The organism is Erysipelatoclostridium sp. MSK.23.31 (assembly GCF_019125875.1).
GTDB classification, from domain to species: domain Bacteria; phylum Bacillota_I; class Bacilli_A; order Erysipelotrichales; family Coprobacillaceae; genus Thomasclavelia; species Thomasclavelia ramosa.
The window spans coordinates 38,346-54,357 of the sequence record NZ_JAHOCB010000009.1 but is presented as its reverse complement, the minus strand read 5'-3'; the positions used below and the strand labels follow the sequence as shown (position 1 = coordinate 54,357).

The 16,012-nt window shown below is 33.2% G+C and carries 18 protein-coding genes; 17 read left to right on the top strand and 1 reads right to left on the bottom strand.

The window, feature by feature from the left end:
* Positions 1 to 112: 112 nt before the first annotated feature.
* The 16 genes from KSU54_RS06125 to nspC all read left to right on the top strand — a co-directional run bounded on the left by KSU54_RS06125 (position 113) and on the right by nspC (position 14,037).
* Complete coding sequence (locus KSU54_RS06125; protein WP_003535299.1) at positions 113 to 319, top strand: AtpZ/AtpI family protein; 207 nt, start codon at positions 113 to 115, stop codon at positions 317 to 319.
* Positions 316 to 669 carry an ATP synthase subunit I gene (locus KSU54_RS06120; RefSeq protein ID WP_117792049.1) on the top strand — a complete coding sequence of 118 codons (354 nt, stop codon included), beginning with the start codon at positions 316 to 318 and terminating at the stop codon, positions 667 to 669. The genes KSU54_RS06125 and KSU54_RS06120 overlap by 4 nt, the downstream gene beginning before the upstream one ends.
* A gap of 22 nt (positions 670 to 691) precedes the next feature.
* Positions 692 to 1,351 (top strand): F0F1 ATP synthase subunit A, encoded by a 660-nt coding sequence (locus KSU54_RS06115; protein WP_117792050.1) that lies wholly within the window; start codon positions 692 to 694, stop codon positions 1,349 to 1,351.
* 74 nt (positions 1,352 to 1,425) lie between these two features.
* Positions 1,426 to 1,653 carry an ATP synthase F0 subunit C gene (atpE, locus tag KSU54_RS06110; RefSeq protein WP_003535296.1) on the top strand — a complete coding sequence of 76 codons (228 nt, stop codon included), beginning with the start codon at positions 1,426 to 1,428 and terminating at the stop codon, positions 1,651 to 1,653.
* A 22-nt stretch (positions 1,654 to 1,675) separates the two neighbouring features.
* Positions 1,676 to 2,176 carry a F0F1 ATP synthase subunit B gene (atpF, locus tag KSU54_RS06105; protein ID WP_008792469.1) on the top strand — a complete coding sequence of 167 codons (501 nt, stop codon included), beginning with the start codon at positions 1,676 to 1,678 and terminating at the stop codon, positions 2,174 to 2,176.
* A complete protein-coding gene (locus KSU54_RS06100; protein WP_003535294.1) occupies positions 2,176 to 2,709 on the top strand; it encodes a F0F1 ATP synthase subunit delta in 534 nt (177 codons plus the stop codon). The genes atpF and KSU54_RS06100 overlap by 1 nt, the downstream gene beginning before the upstream one ends.
* A gap of 9 nt (positions 2,710 to 2,718) precedes the next feature.
* A complete protein-coding gene (gene atpA / locus KSU54_RS06095; RefSeq protein WP_008792468.1) occupies positions 2,719 to 4,242 on the top strand; it encodes a F0F1 ATP synthase subunit alpha in 1,524 nt (507 codons plus the stop codon).
* Between the two features lie 6 nt (positions 4,243 to 4,248).
* Entirely contained in the window at positions 4,249 to 5,106 is an 858-nt protein-coding gene (gene atpG / locus KSU54_RS06090) for an ATP synthase F1 subunit gamma (RefSeq protein WP_117792051.1), read from the top strand.
* A gap of 11 nt (positions 5,107 to 5,117) precedes the next feature.
* Positions 5,118 to 6,524, top strand: a complete 1,407-nt coding sequence (gene atpD, locus KSU54_RS06085) for a F0F1 ATP synthase subunit beta (RefSeq protein ID WP_003535291.1) — start codon at positions 5,118 to 5,120, stop codon at positions 6,522 to 6,524.
* Positions 6,517 to 6,915: an ATP synthase F1 subunit epsilon gene (gene atpC / locus KSU54_RS06080; RefSeq protein WP_003535290.1), complete on the top strand. Its 399-nt coding sequence runs from the start codon at positions 6,517 to 6,519 to the stop codon at positions 6,913 to 6,915. Before atpD ends, atpC begins: the two co-directional genes overlap by 8 nt.
* Before the next feature lie 858 nt (positions 6,916 to 7,773).
* On the top strand, positions 7,774 to 8,559 hold the full coding sequence (speD, locus tag KSU54_RS06075; protein ID WP_008792466.1) for an adenosylmethionine decarboxylase: 786 nt from the start codon (positions 7,774 to 7,776) through the stop codon (positions 8,557 to 8,559).
* 8 nt (positions 8,560 to 8,567) lie between these two features.
* A complete protein-coding gene (locus tag KSU54_RS06070) occupies positions 8,568 to 10,019 on the top strand; it encodes an aminotransferase class I/II-fold pyridoxal phosphate-dependent enzyme (protein ID WP_003535288.1) in 1,452 nt (483 codons plus the stop codon).
* Between the two features lie 5 nt (positions 10,020 to 10,024).
* Positions 10,025 to 10,876 (top strand): polyamine aminopropyltransferase, encoded by an 852-nt coding sequence (gene speE / locus KSU54_RS06065; RefSeq protein WP_003535286.1) that lies wholly within the window; start codon positions 10,025 to 10,027, stop codon positions 10,874 to 10,876.
* Positions 10,866 to 11,729, top strand: a complete 864-nt coding sequence (gene speB, locus KSU54_RS06060) for an agmatinase (RefSeq protein ID WP_003535283.1) — start codon at positions 10,866 to 10,868, stop codon at positions 11,727 to 11,729. The genes speE and speB overlap by 11 nt, the downstream gene beginning before the upstream one ends.
* Positions 11,726 to 12,928 carry a saccharopine dehydrogenase family protein gene (locus KSU54_RS06055; RefSeq protein WP_003535281.1) on the top strand — a complete coding sequence of 401 codons (1,203 nt, stop codon included), beginning with the start codon at positions 11,726 to 11,728 and terminating at the stop codon, positions 12,926 to 12,928. Before speB ends, KSU54_RS06055 begins: the two co-directional genes overlap by 4 nt.
* Positions 12,928 to 14,037, top strand: coding sequence for a carboxynorspermidine decarboxylase (nspC, locus tag KSU54_RS06050; RefSeq protein ID WP_003535279.1), 1,110 nt, complete (start codon positions 12,928 to 12,930; stop codon positions 14,035 to 14,037). Before KSU54_RS06055 ends, nspC begins: the two co-directional genes overlap by 1 nt.
* Positions 14,038 to 14,054: 17 nt before the next feature.
* On the opposite strand, the gene KSU54_RS06045 is transcribed toward nspC, so the two are convergent.
* Positions 14,055 to 14,921: a Cof-type HAD-IIB family hydrolase gene (locus KSU54_RS06045; RefSeq protein WP_117792052.1), complete on the bottom strand. Its 867-nt coding sequence runs from the start codon at positions 14,919 to 14,921 to the stop codon at positions 14,055 to 14,057.
* 225 nt (positions 14,922 to 15,146) lie between these two features.
* Between KSU54_RS06045 and KSU54_RS06040 the strand changes: the two genes are divergently transcribed.
* Positions 15,147 to 15,968 carry a putative manganese transporter gene (locus tag KSU54_RS06040; protein WP_003535275.1) on the top strand — a complete coding sequence of 274 codons (822 nt, stop codon included), beginning with the start codon at positions 15,147 to 15,149 and terminating at the stop codon, positions 15,966 to 15,968.
* Positions 15,969 to 16,012: the final 44 nt, after the last annotated feature.

Here is a 16,012-nt window from a genome sequence, read left to right as displayed (position 1 = left end):
AGTACTGAAATACTTGTTCTATAAATAAATTATCATAGTGTTAAATAATTATTACAAATTTTTATAAGAAGTTTACATAACCAAAAGACTATAGTAGAATACAAGAGGGATTATGGATCAAGATAAGAAGAAAATGTTAAAAGATTTATTCTTTTGCCTACAATTGGGTTTTCAGGTAATTGGAGCATTTCTATTAGCTGTAATTGTTGGGCTGCGCTTAGATAAGTATTTTAATACCCATCCCACGATTCTACTAATTTTATTGTTTTTAGCCTTTGGCTACGTTATTAAAATACTTTTAGGAGCAGGTAAAGAATGAACGAAAAAGATGTTTTAAAACAATCCGTAAAAGTATTTATTGGCGGATTAATTATCTTTTCTATCGTAGGATTTGTCCTAAAACAAATTAGTTTTCCACTAGGATTTATCTTAGGATATGCGGTCAGCGTTTTATCATTCTATATTATCATTGTAATGAGTGATGTGATCTTAAAAATGGGTCAGGCGATTCGATTTGTTGTAATGATGTTTATAGCTAAGATGTTATTGTATATTGCAGGTTTCATGCTAGCAATCAAATTTAATGATATCTTTAATTTGATCAGTGTTTTCTTTGGATATTTTGTGACCAAGATTACGATCAATATTTTAGGATATATAAAACGCTAAATATTTTAAGGAGGTGAAATGAGTGACAATTCAAGTAGAATTAATTTATTCACTAGTCATTATGGTTTGTTTAGGCGTGTTCTTTGTCTATGCTGGAAAAAAAGTAGCATTGGCGGATCCAACTGTCAAACCAAAAGGAATTGTATTGGTTGTTGAAACGGGAGTTAAAGCTATTGATGATTATATGAAATCAATCATGCCTAAGAAATTTGCCAAGAACTATTATCCATATTTTGCAATGGTATTTTGTTACATATTGGTCAGTAACTTATCAAGTTTGATTGGGTTTGAATCACCAACCTCAAACTACTCTATTACCTTTGCGATGACATTTATTACTTTTATATTGATTCAATATAATGCATTGAAGAAAAAGGGATTTTTTAAATATGTGTGGGATATTGTGTGGCCCCCAACTAATATTTTAAGTGTCTTATCACCATTAATTTCAATTTCAATGCGTTTATTTGGAAATATTTTGAGTGGATCTATTTTAATGACGTTGATTTATCAATTTACAGCATGGATTTCATTCCATGTAATCAACTTTAACTTTTTAGGTCCAATTATTGCCCCTGTATTCCATTGTTATTTTGATATTTTTGCAGGGTGTATCCAAACATTAGTTTTCGTAACTTTATCATCAATCTTAATTATGATGGAAAACGAAGACGACGAGTAAGCTCTAATCTAGGTATCCTAGTTAGATATAAATTACAAAAAAATATATAGAAAATATTGGAGGAAATTTAAATTATGACAGATGTAGGTTTAATTGCAATTGGTGCAGGTATTGCAGTATGTGCTGGTTTAGGAACAGGTATCGGAGAAGGAATTTGTGCGAGTAAGGCGGTAGAAGCTTTAGGTAGAAATCCTGAAATGGAAGGTAAAATTAGAACGTTAATGATTCTAGGGATTGCATTAACTGAAACTGCAGCTATCTATGGTTTATTAATTTCATTAATTTTATTATTTGTATACTAATATTAGCTAAGGAGGAATACGTATGCCAGATATAGCATCGAAATTATTCCCTAATGTAACTACAATTATTATTCAATTACTTTCAACAGGAGTTTTACTTCTTGTCTTTAAAAAGTATTTATGGGTTCCCGTTCAAAATTATTTTGCTAAACGGGCAGAATTTATTGAAGGAACTGTAAACGAAGCTAAAGATATGAATGAAAAAGCTAGAGCACTGATGGAAGAAAGTGAAGAACAAGCACGCCAAGCGGCAGTTCAATATCGTGAAATTGTTAATTTAGCTAAAGAAGATGCTTTAAAAACAAAGGCAACGATTCAAGAACAAGCTAATCAGGAATATAAAGCTAAACTAGATCAAGCACGTCGTGAGATTGAGGCTGAAAAAGCGCAGGCAAAAGCAGCGATGAAACAAGAAATTGTTGAGGTTGCGATTGATGTAGCGACTAAAGTTATGAACAAAGAAATGGATACAAAGACTAACAAAGCTTTGGTTGAAGACTTTGTTGAAGAAGTGGTTAACTAATGGATGCAGTAGCAGTAAGATATGCAGAATCACTATTTGATTTAGCTAAAGAGATGAATCAAGTTGAAGCATATTCTAAAGATATTGATTTAATTAGAACTGTTTTTGAAAGTGATCCAAGTTTTGTTCCGTTCTTTAGTCATGTTTTAATAGAAGATGAAGCTAAATGTGCATTATTAGATAAGAGTTTTAAAGGACAGGTTAATGATTATGTCGTTAATTTTCTAAAACTTTTAGTTAGAAAAAGAAGAATGCGTTACGTTATGGAAATAATTGAAGCATTTAAAGCGTTAACGAATGAGCATTTTGGAATCTTAGAAGGTATTTTATATGCTAACTATGATATCAGTGTACAAGAAGTTAAAGAAGTGGAAGATGCTTTAAGTAAAAAGGAAAATAAAACGATTCGTTTAAGAGTAGTTAATGATCCATCACTGATTGGTGGAATTAAAGTCGAAATAAATAACCGTGTTTTTGATGGCTCTATCAAAAACAAAGTTGCATTATTGAAAAAAGAACTATTAAGAAAGTAGGTGAAAATAGTGGGGCTTAGACCAGATGAAATTAGTGCTTTAATTAAAGAACAAATTAAGCACTTTGATGATGTAATCGAACTTAAAGACGTTGGAACAGTCATGACTGTTGGCGATGGTGTTAGTTTAATTCATGGTTTAGATAATGCCATGCTAGGTGAATTACTTGCCTTCCCTAATGATGTTTATGGAATGGTAATGAACTTAGATGAAGATTGCGTCGGAGCCGTACTACTTGGATCTGAAAGTACGATTAAAGAAGGAGACGAAGTTAAACGTACTGGAAAGATTATGGAAATACCAGTTGGGGATGAGATGTTAGGTCGAGTTGTAAATCCTTTAGGACAAGCAATTGATGGTAATGGAGAAATCATTACAGCACATACTCGCCCAATTGAAAGAGTTGCCAGCGGGGTTATGACAAGAAAGTCAGTTGACCAACCGTTACAAACAGGAATTACTTCGATTGATGCAATTATTCCAATCGGTCGGGGTCAACGTGAGTTGATTATTGGAGATCGTCAAACAGGAAAGACTGCGATTGCAATCGATACTATTTTAAATCAAAAAGATCAAGATATTTATTGTGTTTACGTAGCAATTGGACAAAAGAATTCAACTGTTGCCCAAATTGTTGAAAAGTTACGTAAAGGTGGCGCAATGGAATATACAACAGTTGTGTCAGCATCTGCTAGTGAACTTGCACCAGTGCAATATATTGCACCGTATGCAGGATGTGCAATTGCTGAAGAATGGTTAGATCAAGGTAAAGATGTTTTAATTGTTTATGATGATCTATCTAAGCATGCCGTTGCTTATCGTACGGTATCATTATTATTAAAAAGACCACCAGGGCGTGAAGCTTATCCTGGAGATGTCTTCTATTTACATTCGAGATTATTAGAAAGAGCATGCCGCTTAAATGAAGAGAATGGTGGGGGTTCAATCACAGCCTTACCAATTATTGAAACACAAGCAGGTGATATCTCAGCATATATTCCAACTAACGTAATTTCAATTACAGATGGACAAATTTTCTTACAACAAGAATTATTCAATGCTGGATTTAGACCAGCAATTGATACTGGACTTTCGGTAAGTCGGGTTGGTTCAGCTGCACAAATCAAAGCAATGAAGCAAGTATCAGGTTCACTAAAACTTGAATTAGCGCAGTATGCTGAAATGCAAGCATTTGCTCAATTTGGTTCAGACTTAGATGCTGCTACGAAAGCAACTTTAGATCATGGTGCAAAAGTGCGTGAGGTTTTAAAACAAGCACAATATTCACCACGAACTGTATCAACGCAAGTAATTACATTATTTGCTTTAAAATATGGATTTACTAAGACATTAGAAGTGGAACAGGTGTCTGCTTTTATGGATCAGTTAGTTGAACATATCAATATGACGCAAAGAGATATTATTGATGAAATCAATGAACAAAAAGCAATTTCTGCTGATTTAGAAAAACGCATGAAAGATGTTATGAGTGCTTTTGTAACACAATTCGAAAAAACTCAAACAAAGGGGTAGTTAACTATGCATGGAGGAATGCAAGAAATTAAGCGGAGAATTAAATCAGTTGAATCGACTAAAAAAATTACTAAAGCAATGGAATTAGTCGCAACTTCTAAACTTCGTAAAACAAGAAATCAATTAGAACAGTCGAAACCTTATTATACTAATGTTGCTCAAACTGTAGCGGAGATCTTAGCTAATTGTAAGGGTAATAATGATAGTATCTATTTAGTTGAAAATAAAGATATTGAAAAAGAAGTATTTATTGTTATTGCTTCAAGTCTAGGACTATGTGGTGGATATAATGCCAATATCTTTAAAGAAATTAAAGGTGCAATCAAACCAGGTGATTATGTTTATAGTATTGGTTCAAAGGCAACTAGTTATTTATTAAAAAATCATCAAGGGGTAACGGATCATAAGTTTGATGATTTAAATACAACTTTTGATTTTAAAGATGTAACTAAGTTAGTTGCTGAATTAACTAAAATGTATCGTGAAAAAGAAATTAGTAAAATTAAGATTGTTTATACGGAGTTTGTTAATAACTTAACATTTAGACCAAGAATTGTTACGTTATTACCTGTTGATCCAAGTGATTTTGATCATATTGAAATCTCAAAGAAATCAACATTATTTGAACCAAGTCCAGAGGAAGTATTAGACAGTTTGATTCCAATGTATCTTCAAGCAGTGATTTATGGTTATATCATTGAATCAGCTACAAGTGAAAATGCCGCACGAAGAACATCAATGGAAAATGCTAATGATAATGCCGATGAACTTACAGAACAATTATTATTAAAATACAATCAAGCTCGTCAAACTGCGATTACTAATGAAATTAGTGAAATCGTAGCAGGAGCTAATGCACAATAAGGAGGTGCCGTATGTCACAAAATATTGGTAAAATAATTAGTGCCAAAGGGCCAGTAATTGATATCCAATTTGATGGTGATAACAATTTACCAGCATTAAATACGGCGATTGAAATCCAAAATGGTGATGAACTTCTAGTAGTTGAAGTCGCTCAACATATCGGAGATGATGTAGTTCGTTGTGTTGCAATGGGACCAACTGATGGGGTAAAACGAGGAATGGATGCTCTTAATACGGGAAATCCAATTTCTGTACCTGTCGGAAATGAAACTCTAGGAAGAATGTTCAACGTTTTAGGACAACCAATCGATGGTAAAGAAGCATTAGGTGATAGCACTAAGAAAATGCCAATTCACCGATCTGCACCGACATATGCCGAACAAAGAACAGAAACTGAAATTCTTGAAACGGGAATTAAAGTAGTTGATTTGATCTGCCCATTTATCAAAGGTGGAAAGATTGGATTATTCGGTGGTGCCGGAGTAGGTAAAACAGTATTGATTCAAGAATTCATTAATAACATTGCTACAGAACATGGTGGTTTATCAGTTTTTGCTGGAGTTGGTGAACGTAGCCGTGAAGGTAATGATTTATATTATGAAATGAAGGAAAGTGGTGTTTTATCTAAAACAACACTAGTATTTGGACAGATGAATGAACCCCCAGGAGCTCGTTTAAGAGTTGCTTTAACGGGTCTTACTATGGCAGAAGAATTCCGTGATGAACAAGGTCAGGATGTCTTATTATTCATCGATAATATTTTCCGTTTTACTCAAGCTGGATCTGAAGTATCTGCCTTACTTGGACGGGTACCATCACAAGCTGGGTATCAGCCAACTTTAGCAACCGAAATGGGTGCTTTACAAGAACGGATTACATCAACTAAAAAAGGATCTATTACTTCAGTTCAAGCGGTATATGTACCTGCTGATGACTTAACTGATCCTGCTCCAGCAACAACATTTGCTCATCTTGATGCTAAAGTAGTATTAGATCGTTCAATTGCGGCTTTAGGAATTTATCCTGCCGTAGATCCATTAAATTCTTCATCAAGAGCCCTTGATCCATTAGTTGTAGGGACTGAACACTATGAGGTAGCCCATGGGGTTCAACAAATCTTACAACGGTTCCAAGAATTACAAGATATTATTGCTATTTTAGGAATGGATGAGTTAGGTGAAGAAGATAAATTAACAGTAGCTCGGGCTCGTCGTGTCCGTAACTACTTATCACAACCATTTACAGTAGCTAGTCAGTTTACTGGTATGGATGGTAAATATGTCCGTGTTGCTGATACAATCAAAGGATTTAAAGAAATCCTGGAAGGTAAGCATGATGATTTACCAGAGCAAGCATTCCACAATGTAGGTACAATTGAAGAAGCTATTGAAAAAGCGAAGACATTAGCAAATGACTAAATTTAAGCTTAAGATAGTAACACCAAGTGGTATCTACCAAGAAGTGGAAGTTAATCAGTTAAATCTTCGCACAACAGCAGGACAGGTAGGAATCTTGGCTCATCATATGCCTTTAGCAAGCGGGATTGAAATCTCGGAGATGAGTTATATCATTGATAAACAACGTCATATATTTGCCATCGGTGGTGGATTTATATATGTTAATGATGATGAAACAAAAATAATTGCTAATTCAATTGAATCTAAAGAGGAAATTGATTTGAACCGTGCTAAAGAAGCTAAACGTCGGGCGGAACAAAGAATTAAGGAAGTAACCGAAAAAACTGACTTATTGCGGGCTGAAATTGCACTTAAAAAGGCAATTACTAGAATAAATGTTAAAGAATTATAATTATAAAAGTCTGACTTAGGTTAGACTTTTTAATATAAACGGTATTTAATTAATTATAAATTATATTTGATTGATAAATTAAACTGATTAAGTTACAATAATATCAAGAAAGTGATTAATATGTATACAGTAATTATTGGGGATACTAAGAACTAGTATTAACAGCAAAGTCGATTGCATGTTATAATAAGATTGCAGAAGATAGTGATTTTGCCGAATATTATCTGATTGGGACACTTTATAGTGTTCTTATAACAATTTTATTTTATATTATTTTGTTTAAAATATAATACAAAAGGTTTATAAAATGATTCAGGTGAGAGCCTGGATTTTTTTATAAATATGTTGAATATCCTAGTTTTATTAATTTAATTATTCTTTTTAAAGAAATTTATTATAATTATATTTTTATCAAAAATATTTAGTATATTAAACAATAAATTTTATTTTATAAAATTAGGATTGCTTTTTAAAAACTAATGATTTATAATTTAGATATTGCAAAAGGAGTTATCTATTTTGCGGGAATCTTTTGACCACTCTTAGGAGTTAAAGCCATACGGACAGCTAGGTCAAAGGCCGGACCGGCAACTTTGTTGCCTTATTGATAGAACGAAAGTTCGAATTTTATAAGTTGATGCTAAATTCCTTAGCATTGAGTTGGTGACTATACAACCGTGTGCTTAGGCACATCACACTTGTGAAACAATCAATAAGAGTAGTAAAAGTAATTCTTGCTATATAGACTCTGACGCTAATAATATAGGATATTTTTTGATGTTCTAATAATATGTCGTATTGATACTCAAGTGGGATTGTACCTGCTTGAGTTTTTTTTATGGAGAAGGGGAAACTGGTATGAATGAGAAATTAAAATTATATGGTTTTAATAACCTAACTAAATCATTAAGTTTTAATATTTACGATGTTTGCTATGCTAAAGGTCAGAGGGAACAAAAAGATTATATTGCTTACATTGATGAGCAGTATAATTCAAAGCGATTGACTGATATTCTTTATGAAGTAGCTAATATGATTGGAGCCCATGTATTAAATGTTTCAAAACAAGATTATGATCCCCAAGGCGCCAGTGTAACAATGTTATTAGCGGAAGAAGAGATGTTAGAAAGTCGTCAAGGAAAAATGGAAGAAGTTGATGATCGAGTTATTTTAGGGCATTTAGATAAGAGTCATATTACTGTTCATACGTATCCTGAATATCATCCAGAAACAAGTATTGCGACATTTAGGGTAGATATTGATGTGGCTACTTGTGGAGAAATATCACCGTTGTCAACGTTAGATTTTTTAATTAGCAGCTTTGACTCTGATATCATTACAATGGATTATCGGGTCCGCGGTTTTACTCGGGATATTAAGGGAAAGAAACTTTTTATGGATAGCCCAATGACTTCGATTCAACAGTTTATTGATGTTAAAACATTACTTAACTATGATGCTACAGATATTAATGTATATCAGGCTAATTTGTACCATACGAAGATGTTAATCAAAGAAATTGATTTACAAAATTACTTATTTAAAACAGATATCTATGAATTGCCGCCAAAGGTAAGACTTGAGATAACGAATAATTTACGACAAGAAATGATTGAGATTTACAGTGGAAGTAATATTTTTTAGGAGGCAATATGAAAGTAGATCAAAGTAGAATGCCTATTTATGAAGCTTTACAGCAAATGAAAAGAGAACGTTTAGTTCCCTTTGATGTTCCTGGCCATAAACATGGTAAAGGAAATCCAGAATTGACAGATTTTTTAGGTGAAAAGTGTATGAGTATCGATGTTAATTCAATGAAGCCATTGGATAATTTATGTCATCCAGTTTCGGTAATCAAAGAAGCAGAAGAATTAGCAGCTGATGCTTTTAGTGCCGCTCATGCTTTTTTTATGGTAGGCGGAACGACTTCAGCAGTTCAAAGTATGATTATGGCAAGTGTAAAAGCAGGAGAAAAAATTATTATGCCACGTAATGTCCATCGTAGTGCCATTAATGCGATGATCTTGACTGGGGCGGTTCCGATTTATGTAAATCCTGATGTTGATAAACGATTAGGAATATCTCTAGGTATGTCACTTGATCAAGTAGAGCAAGTAATCAAAGATAATCCCGATGCAAAAGCAATCTTAGTAAATAATCCTACGTATTATGGGATATGTTCAAATTTAAAAGCGATTGTTGCATTGGCACATAAGCATAATATGCTTGCTTTGGTAGATGAAGCACATGGAACACACTTTTATTTCAATGATGATTTACCGATGTCAGCGATGGAGGCTGGAGCAGACATGGCGAGTGTCAGTATGCATAAATCAGGTGGAAGCTTGACGCAAAGCTCTTTCTTACTGTTAGGAGAAAATGTAAATGCTGATTATGTACGTCAGGTTGTTAATTTGACACAAACAACAAGCGGTTCGTATTTATTGATGGCAAGTCTAGATATGTCACGTAAAAATTTAGCTATACATGGTAATGAGATTTTTAACAGGGTTCGTCGCCTTGCGGGATACGCACGCACAGAAATCAATCAAATTGGTGATTATTATGCTTATTGTAAGGAATTGATCAATGGGGATAGTGTTTATGATTTTGATGTAACGAAATTATCAATATTTACACTTGATATCGGATTGGCTGGAATCGAAGTATATGATTTATTAAGAGATGAGTATGGGATTCAAATTGAATTTGGTGATATTGGAAATATTCTTGCTTATATCTCAGTCGGTGATAGTGAAGCAAATATTGAGCGTTTAATCGGAGCACTTTTGGAAATACGCCGGCGGTTTAAGAAGGATCGGACAGGAATGTTTGATCATGAATATATTAATCCTGAAGTAGTTATTTCTCCTCAAGCAGCTTTTTATGGAGAAAAAGAATCGTTGCCGCTTTATCAAAGTATTGATCGAGTCTGCAGTGAATTTGTTATGTGTTATCCTCCGGGAATTCCAATTTTAGCACCGGGTGAAAGGATCACGAAAGAAATTCTAGATTATATTCAATATGCTAAAGAAAAAGGGTGCTTTATGACTGGTCCTGAAGATATGGCAATAAATAAACTTAATGTTTTAAAGGGGAGATGAAATAAATGGAATTATGGTTTACGGAGAGACATACAAATGGTGTGAATTTTTCGATTAAAGTAGATTGTCAGTTATTTAGTGGTCAAAGTGAATTCCAGAAAATTGATATTTTTGACTCAAAAGAATTTGGACGATTTTTAGCGCTAGACGGTTATATGATGCTAACGGAAAAAGATGAGTTCATTTATCATGAAATGATTGTTCATGTTCCTATGGCAGTTCATCCTGAAGTCAAAAAAGTATTAGTAATTGGAGCAGGAGACGGGGGTGTAATTAGAGAATTATGCCGTTATGAAACGATTGAAAAGATTGATATGGTTGAAATAGATGAGTTAGTTGTTGAAGTAAGTAAAAAATATTTACCGATGACAGCATGTTGTTTTGATGATCCGCGATTACAAATCTATTATCAAGATGGGTTAAAGTTTGTTAGAGGTAAAGAAAATGAATATGATTTGATCATTGTTGATTCAACAGATCCTTTTGGACCGGGGGAAGGACTGTTTACAAAGGAATTTTATGGTAACTGTTATAAAGCATTAAATGATACAGGAATTATGGTTAATCAACATGAAAGTCCTTTTTATCAAGAAGATGCTGTTGCAATGCAACGGGCTCATAAACGAATTGTTGAAAGTTTTCCGATTTCTCGAGTCTATCAAGCGCATATTCCTACCTATCCTTCAGGGCATTGGTTATTTGGTTTTGCTTCAAAAAAATATCATCCCATCAAAGATTTTCAAAAAACAAAATGGAATGCTCGAGGGATGAAAACAAAGTATTATAATACCGGCATTCATGTAGGTTCGTTTGCATTACCAAATTATGTAGAGGAGTTATTAAGAGATGTGGAATAAAAATATACAGACGTTTATTGGACTAGAGGCATCGTTTGATGAAGCTGAGTGTGTAATCTTTGGAGCCCCAATGGATAGTACCACCTCATATCGACCGGGAACTCGTTTTGCTTCATCTTCAATGCGCCAAGAGTCATTTGGTCTAGAGACATACAGTCCCTATCAGGATAAAGATTTAGAAGATATTAAAGTTTTTGATGGTGGTGATCTTGAATTACCATTTGGAAATCCCCGCAAAGCATTAGATATAATCAAAGTAACAACAAAAACAATTATTAAAGCAAATAAATTACCATGTATGATTGGTGGCGAACATCTTGTTACGTTAGGAGCTTTTGAGGCAGTATTTGAGAAATATCCAGAGATACGTGTTATTCATTTCGATGCTCATACCGATCTACGTGATGAGTATTTAGGTGAAAAACTTTCCCATGCTTCTGTGATTAGACGAATATATGATTTAATTGGTGATAATAAAATATATCAATTTGGAATTCGTAGTGGTGAACGAGAAGAGTTTTGCTTTGCTAGAGAACATACTAATTTAAATAAATTTAATTTTACAGGACTATCAAAAGCAATTGAGGCATGCCGCGGGTATCCGGTGTATTTTACAATTGATCTAGATGTCTTGGATCCCAGTGTATTTCCAGGAACAGGAACGCCCGAAGCAGGAGGCGTGACTTTTATGGAACTATTAGAGGCGATGATTGTTGTAAGTGAGCTAAATGTAGTAGCTATGGATATTAATGAATTATCACCTGTTTATGATCAAAGTGGAGGATCAACGGCAGTCGCTTGCAAAGTATTAAGGGAATTATTATTAGCAATGAATAAAGGAGAAAATAAATGAAAAGAACGTTAATTATTGGTTGTGGTGGAGTTGCAACAGTAGCGATTCACAAATGTTGTCAAAACAGTGAGATATTTGAAGAAATTATGATTGCGTCAAGAACAAAAAGTAAATGTGATAAACTAAAAGCGCAGTTAGATGGGAAAACAAAAACAATTATTCATACAGCACAAGTTGATGCTGATAATGTTGAAGAGCTAGTTGCTTTAATGAAAGATTTCCAACCAGAGGTAGTTTTGAATCTTGCATTACCATACCAAGATTTAAAAATTATGGATGCTTGTTTGGAAGCTGGTTGTCATTATGTAGACACCGCTAACTATGAGCCGGAAGATACAGCAAAATTTGAGTATAGCTGGCAATGGGCATACCGTGAAAAATTTGAACAGGCGGGATTAACAGCGATTCTTGGATGTGGTTTTGATCCTGGGGTAACTGGTGTATTTAGTGCTTACGCTTTAAAGCATGAATTTGATGAAATTAATTATATTGATATTTTAGACTGTAATGGTGGGGATCATGGATATCCATTTGCAACAAATTTTAATCCAGAAATTAATATTCGCGAAGTATCTGCCAACGGAAGTTATTGGGAAGATGGACATTGGGTAGAGACAAAACCAATGGAAATTAAACGTGAATATGATTTTGCCCAAGTTGGTAAAAAAGATATGTATTTGTTGCATCACGAAGAGCTGGAGTCATTGGGTTTAAATATTCCGGGAATCAAACGAATTAGATTCTTTATGACTTTTGGCGAAAGCTATTTAACACATCTAAAGTGCTTAGAAAATGTAGGAATGACATCGATTGAACCAATTGAATATGAAGGTAAACAGATTATTCCATTGCAATTTTTAAAAGCAGTTCTACCAGATCCTGCCAGCTTAGGACCACGAACAGTTGGCAAAACAAATATTGGATGCATTTATCAAGGGAAAAAAGACGGTCAAGAAAAAAAATATTATTTATATAATGTATGCGACCATCAAGAATGTTATAAGGAAGTTGGGTCTCAAGCCGTTAGTTATACTACAGGAGTTCCGGCAATGATTGGAACGATGCTGTTATTACAAGGTCAATGGAAGAGAGCCGGTGTTTATAATGTTGAAGAATTTGACCCGGATCCATTTATGGAAGCATTAAATAAATGGGGATTGCCATGGATTGAAGATCATAATCCGGTATTAGTAGATTAATGAAGACACCATATTATTTAATTGATGAACAATTATTAGAAAAAAATTTAAAAATACTTTATACGGTTAAAGAACGAACTGGTTGTAAAATTCTATTGGCTCAAAAATGTTTTTCAATGTTCAGTGTTTACCCTCTAATAGCTGAATATTTAGATGGGACAACTGCTAGTGGACTATATGAAGCTAAGCTTGGCTATGAAGAGATGCATAAAGAAAATCATGTTTTTAGTACCGCCTATCGTGATGATGAAATTGAAGAAATCATGAATATATGTGACCATGTAGTCTTTAATTCATTTAATCAGTGGCAAAAATATCAAAATCTAGCAAAACAAACAAGTACTTCATGTGGAATTAGAATCAATCCTGAATGTTCAACTCAAATAGGTCATGAAATCTATGATCCTTGCGCAAAGTTTTCACGAATGGGGGTAACATTAGAAAACTTTAAGGAAGAACTGCTTGAGGGAATAGAGGGACTGCATTTTCATACTCTATGTGAACAAAACAGCGATGATTTAATAACTACTATTAGGGCTGTTGAAGAAAAATTTGGTAAGTATTTAGGACAAATGAAATGGTTGAATTTTGGTGGTGGTCATCATATTACTCGTAAAGACTATGATCTTGAAAAATTAATAAAAATTATTAATGAAATAAAAGAAAAATATCAAGTACAAGTATATTTAGAGCCAGGTGAAGCTGTGGCTTTAAATGCTGGGTTTCTAGTTTCCAGTGTTCTAGATATTATCCACAATGGTATGGCTATCGCAATTATGGATACTTCAGCAGCTTGTCATATGCCAGATGTATTAGAGATGCCGTATCGACCAGAAATTATCGATAGTGCACTACCAAATGTTAAAACATACACATATCGCTTAGGAGGACCAACTTGTTTAGCTGGAGATATTATTGGTGATTATTCATTTGACCAGCCTTTACAGGTAGGACAACAGTTATGGTTTAAAGATATGGCAATTTATTCAATGGTAAAAAATAATACTTTTAATGGGATGAACTTACCTAGTATTGTTTTAAAACAAAAAGAAAAACTTAAAATAATCAAAGAATTCAATTATTGTGATTTTAAAAATCGGTTGTCATAAAAAATTAGGCTGTTAGCCTAATTTTTATCTTTAATAAGATCATCAAATAAATATTCTAACATATTTAAGACACCCTCATGTCGATTGTTTTTGAAAGTAAGATAGGTAGCTTTTTTCTTTAATGAGGAAAGACCATTTTTCATAATAATCCCAATACCGGCATTGTTTAATAATTCTTCATCATTACCACTATCTCCAAAAGCTAAGACATTTTCTAAATTTAAATTATTTAACTGACATAAATATTTTACAGCATAACATTTATTGACTTCTGCTTTAACAACTTCAACACAGTAAGGGTTGGTGTAATAATATTGATATAGTCCAGGAAATTTTGTTTGTGCAGCAGCTTCAAAAAGCTTTAATTTTCTAGGTGAAGAAAGTAAACAAATTTTTCCAAGTTTATTCCAAGGTACTACAGCAGTATTTTTATAAAAAGTGAGGTCGGGATAACGTTTAGTAGATATTCGAATCAAGGGGATTAAAAAGTATAGCCAATTATTTAAAATCATTTGATATTTATGATCAAAATTAGCACGTATATTTAACCGGTAATAAAGGGCTAATTGAAGTAGTTCGTTAATTTCTATTTGTTCTAAAAAAGAAAAAGATCTACACTTATTGTGAGTAAGATCATAAATCTCTATTCCATTACAGCAAATCACATAGCCATGATATTTTTCCAGCTGTAATTGTTCAATGTATGGCTTTAATTCATAAAAGAAGCGACCTGTTGCAAGAACAAGAGTATAACCATTTTCTTGTAATTTAATTAAATAAGTGATTGTAGCTGATGATATTTCTTTTTTATGGTTAAACAGTGTGCCATCAAGATCACAAACAATCATTTTTATTTTATTTAACTGCTTTTTTGTTATTTTCATTATTCTCGATCCCTTTGTTATTTAATGATTCCATTTTAGCTAATATTTCTTAAATCATCAAGATAAGGATTATAAATATTATGTTAAGACAAAAACAGCGCTTTATTTTTGTATAATTGAGCGTATAATAGAGAAATAAGTTTGAAATTATATAAGAATATGGTAAACTAAACAAAGTCTATATAAAAGTTATGCTAGTCTAACAATTGAGATAGGAGTGATTTAATGGAAATATTATTAGAACCAATTCAAGAATCCCTGATGACAGTACCAGTATTATTTTTGGCCTGCTTATTAGTAGAATACATATCTAATCGTGATGTTGTCAATAAGGTAATGGAGTTTGGAAAAGTCGGTCCTTTTATCGGAGCGATTTTAGGAAGTATCCCTCAGTGTGGTTTTTCAGTTATTGCGGCCCGATTATATTCGATGCGTTACTTGACAATGGGAACTTTATTATCAATCTTTATTGCCACAAGTGATGAAGCTTTGGCTATTTTAGTAGTACATCCTGATTTATGGGAAATGTTAGTTGTTTTAATTGTTTTAAAAATTGTTTTAGGTACAGTTACCGGTTATGTAGTAGATCGTTTGAATCATCGAAGTCATGATGATTATGAATATTTACAAGTAGAGCCTTGTGATTGTGGTTGTCAAAATGGTATTTGGTTACCGGCTTTACGACATACACTCAATATTTTTATCTTTATTTTATTAACAAATATCGTCTTTACATTAATTATTGCGGGAATTGGTGAAGAAACAGTAACCAACCTTTTAAAAACAAATTGGATCTTCCAGCCAATCATTGCGGGAGTTATTGGTTTTATCCCTAATTGTGCTGGTTCAGTTATACTGACACAATTATATGTGTCCGGTGGTTTAAGTTTTGGTGCATTACTGACAGGTTTAACGACAAGTGCCGGTGTAGGAACATTAGCTTTAATAAAATATAATGAGAATAAAAAAGACACATTTAAAATATTATTTATTTCGTATGTTATTGCTTTAGTGGTTGGTTATATAGCCTCATTAGTAATGCTATAGATTAAGAGGTTCTTAATTAATAAGAACCCTTTTTGGTTACAAAA

Bases quoted from the DNA above. Each gene is read 5' to 3' on its own strand.
- KSU54_RS06125 (WP_003535299.1), top strand. From the start codon at position 113: ATGGATCAAGATAAGAAGAAAATGTTAAAAGATTTATTCTTTTGCCTA.
- KSU54_RS06120 (WP_117792049.1), top strand. From the start codon at position 316: ATGAACGAAAAAGATGTTTTAAAACAATCCGTAAAAGTATTTATTGGC.
- atpE (WP_003535296.1), top strand. From the start codon at position 1,426: ATGACAGATGTAGGTTTAATTGCAATTGGTGCAGGTATTGCAGTATGT.
- atpF (WP_008792469.1), top strand. From the start codon at position 1,676: ATGCCAGATATAGCATCGAAATTATTCCCTAATGTAACTACAATTATT.
- KSU54_RS06100 (WP_003535294.1), top strand. From the start codon at position 2,176: ATGGATGCAGTAGCAGTAAGATATGCAGAATCACTATTTGATTTAGCT.
- atpG (WP_117792051.1), top strand. From the start codon at position 4,249: ATGCATGGAGGAATGCAAGAAATTAAGCGGAGAATTAAATCAGTTGAA.
- atpD (WP_003535291.1), top strand. From the start codon at position 5,118: ATGTCACAAAATATTGGTAAAATAATTAGTGCCAAAGGGCCAGTAATT.
- atpC (WP_003535290.1), top strand. From the start codon at position 6,517: ATGACTAAATTTAAGCTTAAGATAGTAACACCAAGTGGTATCTACCAA.
- speD (WP_008792466.1), top strand. From the start codon at position 7,774: ATGAATGAGAAATTAAAATTATATGGTTTTAATAACCTAACTAAATCA.
- KSU54_RS06070 (WP_003535288.1), top strand. From the start codon at position 8,568: ATGAAAGTAGATCAAAGTAGAATGCCTATTTATGAAGCTTTACAGCAA.
- speE (WP_003535286.1), top strand. From the start codon at position 10,025: ATGGAATTATGGTTTACGGAGAGACATACAAATGGTGTGAATTTTTCG.
- speB (WP_003535283.1), top strand. From the start codon at position 10,866: ATGTGGAATAAAAATATACAGACGTTTATTGGACTAGAGGCATCGTTT.
- KSU54_RS06055 (WP_003535281.1), top strand. From the start codon at position 11,726: ATGAAAAGAACGTTAATTATTGGTTGTGGTGGAGTTGCAACAGTAGCG.
- nspC (WP_003535279.1), top strand. From the start codon at position 12,928: ATGAAGACACCATATTATTTAATTGATGAACAATTATTAGAAAAAAAT.
- KSU54_RS06045 (WP_117792052.1), bottom strand. From the start codon at position 14,921: ATGAAAATAACAAAAAAGCAGTTAAATAAAATAAAAATGATTGTTTGT.
- KSU54_RS06040 (WP_003535275.1), top strand. From the start codon at position 15,147: ATGGAAATATTATTAGAACCAATTCAAGAATCCCTGATGACAGTACCA.